The sequence below is a fragment of the Microbacterium umsixpiens genome (assembly GCF_053543675.1).
In genome coordinates this window covers 1-3,748 of sequence record NZ_JBLVOH010000053.1, presented here as the reverse complement: position 1 = coordinate 3,748, position 3,748 = coordinate 1, and the positions used below count along the sequence as shown (strand labels likewise).

The window sequence follows — 3,748 nt, the reverse complement described above, 5'->3', positions numbered from 1 at the left end:
GCGGCCCGGCGGCGTCTCGCCTGAGCGAGTCCGTGTGGGCGGTGGTGAGGCTGCGTCGATGCCGCGCGACCAGTCCGCGCAGGGTGAGCGGATGCTCCGCTGACGCGTGCCGTTCCGGTGGTTCCGGGGCCGGCAGGAACCCGAAGAAGGGACTCGGCGTGAGGTCGTCGTCATCGACCGCCGTGATCAGCAGGCGGTCTCGCGCACGGGAGACCGCGCGGACGAACAGGCGGAGTTCGTCGTGGAGCGCCGCCCGCCGGCGATCCAGCACACCGACGGGTTCGGTGCTGGTGCCGGTGCGAGCCGCGTGCATCGCATCCGCAAGCCGCCATGTCTGCAGCAGACCACCGCGCAGGCGCACGTTCGGCCAGATCCCATCCTGAACCCCCGCGACGACGACCGCGTCGAACTCCGTGCCGAGGGCCGTCGCGGGGGTCAGGAGCGTGACTCTGCCCGGGCGGTCGGGCGTCGACAGCGAATCCTCGGGGACCTCGCTGTCGAGGATGTCGCGCACGAAGGTGTGCGGCTGCTCATCGGGAGTACGCTCGACGAACCTCTTCGCCGCGTCGAAGAGCGCGACGAGGGCGTCGAGTGAGCGCGCCGTCTCGGCGCCGGTCGGCAACTGCGAGATCTCGCGCCAGGCGACCTGGAGCCGGCGACCGTCCACGGCGCGGGCCTGGTCCCACACCCGCCACAACAGATCGTGGATCGTCTCCCCCTCGGCGGCAGCTCTGGCCGTGGCTTCGATCGTCTCGGCGAAGCGCTCTGCCGTACGCGACTCCGGCGCGTCGATGAGGGTCAGGTGCGCAGGGTTGGCCATCGCCTGCCGCAGCAGTTCTCGCGCGGGCGTCGCGCCGCCCTGCTCGAGCTCGATATGCCGGAGCCGGGCACGGAGGCGCCGCAGTCCGATCGCGTCCATCCCTCCGAACGGGGTGCGCATGGCCTCTTCGAGCGCCTCGGAGGTGCGTTCCTCGATCGGGGTCAGCGCCAGGCGCACGATGCCGACGATGTCTCGCACGATGCCCTCGCTGCCGAGCGGACGCTGCACTCCGGCGGCGCGGGTGGGGATCTCTCGGGCGGCGAGTTCGGTCTCGAGGGTCGTCACCTGTCGGGTGTCGTGGGCGATGACGGCCATCCGTTCCCAACGGATCCCCTCAGCGAGATGCCATTCCCGCATCACTCCGGCGATGCGATCGAGCTCCTCGTAGGGCGAGGGGGCGACGAAGGTCGAAACCCGGGCGTCGATCTCCTCCGATGTCACCGGCACGGGAGCACGCCGGTGCTCCACCCTGCCGGAGACGCCGATCGCCTGCGTCACGGTCCGTGTGAGCGCGGTGAGCGCCGGCTGCTGACGATGCGCACCGTCGAGCACATGCACCTCTCCGAGCGCGCCCGCGAGCTGGGCGAACAGCTCCGGGCTGGCCCCGCGGAAGGAACCGGACGAGATGTCGGGGTCACCGAAGGCCAGAACGGCGATGCCGCGGCCACGGAGGCTCTTGACCATCGCGATCCCACCCCGAGTGAGCTCCTGCGCGTCGTCGATCAGCACCACGCGCAGGGGCGCCAGGGGACCGAGCGTCGGCGCGTCCGCCCGCTGCAGGATCGTGCTCGCCTCACTGAGAAGATCCGCGGCGTCGCGGTGCGCCGAGCGCAGCGCATCGAGCACCGTCCGATATTCGACCAGGAACTCCGCCGCCGCGGTCCAGACATCATTGCCCGACGCACGGAGCTCTTCGGGGTGCACACCGATCTCGGTGCACTCCGCCAGGAACGCGCGCAGCTCGGAACGGAATCCCTTCGATGCGCGGACGGAGGCGCTGAGGGCATCCGGCCAGGCGATGCGCCCGTCTTCCATGTCGCCGGCGAGCAGTTCCGCGATGATGCGGTCCTGGTCTGCGCCGGTGAGCAACGCAGGCGGTTCCGCGCCCTCGCGCACCATCGCCCCGCGGACGAGCTGGAAGGCGAAGGACCCGAGGGACCGCGCCAACGGCCCGGGAGTGGCTTGGCCGATGCGCACGCCGATGCGGTCGCGCAGCGCCGTCGCCGCCTGTCGGCTCGGAGTGAGCGCGAGCACCTCTTCAGGCCGCAGCCCCTGCGCATCGAGCAGATGCACGACGCGGTCGACGAGGGTGCGGGTCTTCCCCGTTCCCGGTGCGCCGATGATGACGCCCGATGCCGACGGCTCCGCGGCGATCACAGCTCGCTGTGCGGCATCCGATGTCATGTCGTCCACGCTATCCGGACGCGCGGACATCGGCGTGCGTCCCCGTCTGTGCGCTCAGGGCGAAACCACCGCCGTCGGCCGATCCGGCGCGAGGCGCGCGGGGTAGAGTTGGGCCAGTCCCCGATCTTCAAGGAGCACGCGTGGAAATCCGCATCGGCATCATCAACACCGGCCGTGAACTGAGCTTCGACACCGGCGTGAGCGCGGACGAGGTCCGCACCCAGGTCGCCACGGCGCTGGAGCAGAACGCGACGCACGTGAGCTTCGCCGACGTGAAGGGCAACTCGTACATCGTCCCGACCGCGAACCTCGCCTACATCGAGCTGGGCACCGAGGAATCGCGCCGCGTCGGCTTCGTCGCCTGATCCGACGATGTACATCCTCCTCGCACTCGTCGGAGCGTGCGCACTGGGAATCGCGGTGCACTTCCTGATCGCCGACCGCGAGCTGCGCGGGGTCGTCCTCGCCCCCGCCATCGCGACGGCGGCATCGGCGATCCTCTACACGGGCCTGCAGTGGCTGGGCGTCGGCGAGGACAGCATCTGGCTGTGGGTCGCGAGCGTTCTCGGCGCCGTCGCGATCGCCGCCGTCGGTACCCTGGCCATCACGGCACTGCGCAAGCGCTCCGACGCGACGGCCAGGACCGCACTGGGCATCTGACCCGGACACCCTGGCCCGCGAAGGTCTCTACGACGCGAGTCCCATCGCATCCATGCGGCGCGCGTGCGCGCCCATCAACTCGGTGTACACCGGCTCGATGCGCGCGTCGTCGACGTCGAGCAACTCGGGGCGCAGGGCGGAGCGGCAGACGAGGATCGTGTCTCCGACCAGTCTGCGCGCCCACATCGACAGCAGCGAACGCCACTCCTCGTCGCTCTCGATCGTCTCCTGGATGATCGCGACGATCTCGTGCCCGGCATCGTCTTCCCGCAGGATCTGCGCGACTCGACGGCCGGTATCGCCGTAGCTCGAGGCGAGCGCGAGATAGAAGTCGTCGAGCATCCCTGCGGTGATGTAGACCGCCAGCAGGGTCTCGCGCGGACGCGCACCGATCGTCTTGCGTCGGAACGCGTCGAGGTGCTCGCGGAACGGCAGCATCACCTGCGTGGGATCCCCGCCGCGTTCCGCGATGACCTCGACGATGCCGCGGTGCTTCGTCAGCGCTGCCCCGGCCGCGCGCGACAGCGACTCCTTCTCGGACAGCTCCGGCGTCGCTCGGATGAGCCGGGTGAGCGTCTCGAAGTACCCCAGCTGCAGGTAAGCCGCCTGGCCGAGGAAACGATCCAGTTCGGGGGCGAGTTCGGCAAAGTCGACGCGCGTGGCATCGCTCTGTTCCCCTCGACTGCGCAGGGCGAGGGTACGCCGCGGCGCGTCTTCGCGCTGCCAGAACCACTTAACCACGAGGTCTTCCTCCCGAGTTCGCCACGTCGTTCACAATACCCGCGCCACGACCTCCTTCCGGGTCCCGACGACCCCTCGGGTAGGCTGGGCGTGTCCCCGCCGTCGGAGCGGGGCCCCGCGCCT

Annotated in this window: 4 protein-coding genes; 2 read left to right on the top strand and 2 right to left on the bottom strand. The window is 70.3% G+C overall.

Going from position 1 to position 3,748, the window contains the following annotated elements:
• The coding region (locus tag ACNPM4_RS05580) for an ATP-dependent helicase (protein ID WP_448985002.1) at positions 1–2,224 on the bottom strand (2,224 nt) is incomplete at its 3' end.
• Between the two features lie 140 nt (positions 2,225–2,364).
• Between ACNPM4_RS05580 and ACNPM4_RS05575 the strand changes: the two genes are divergently transcribed.
• Both ACNPM4_RS05575 and ACNPM4_RS05570 read left to right on the top strand, forming a co-directional pair.
• Positions 2,365–2,589: a DUF3107 domain-containing protein gene (locus ACNPM4_RS05575; RefSeq protein ID WP_029262039.1), complete on the top strand. Its 225-nt coding sequence runs from the start codon at positions 2,365–2,367 to the stop codon at positions 2,587–2,589.
• Positions 2,590–2,596: 7 nt separating this feature from the next.
• Complete coding sequence (locus ACNPM4_RS05570; RefSeq protein WP_105709608.1) at positions 2,597–2,884, top strand: hypothetical protein; 288 nt, start codon at positions 2,597–2,599, stop codon at positions 2,882–2,884.
• Positions 2,885–2,911: 27 nt separating this feature from the next.
• Here ACNPM4_RS05570 and ACNPM4_RS05565 read toward each other — a convergent pair whose 3' ends face one another.
• A complete protein-coding gene (locus ACNPM4_RS05565; protein ID WP_105709607.1) occupies positions 2,912–3,625 on the bottom strand; it encodes a ferritin-like fold-containing protein in 714 nt (237 codons plus the stop codon).
• Positions 3,626–3,748: the final 123 nt, after the last annotated feature.

Coding starts and splice junctions, on each gene's coding strand:
- ACNPM4_RS05570 (WP_105709608.1), top strand. CDS start 2,597: ATGTACATCCTCCTCGCACTCGTCGGAGCGTGCGCACTGGGAATCGCG.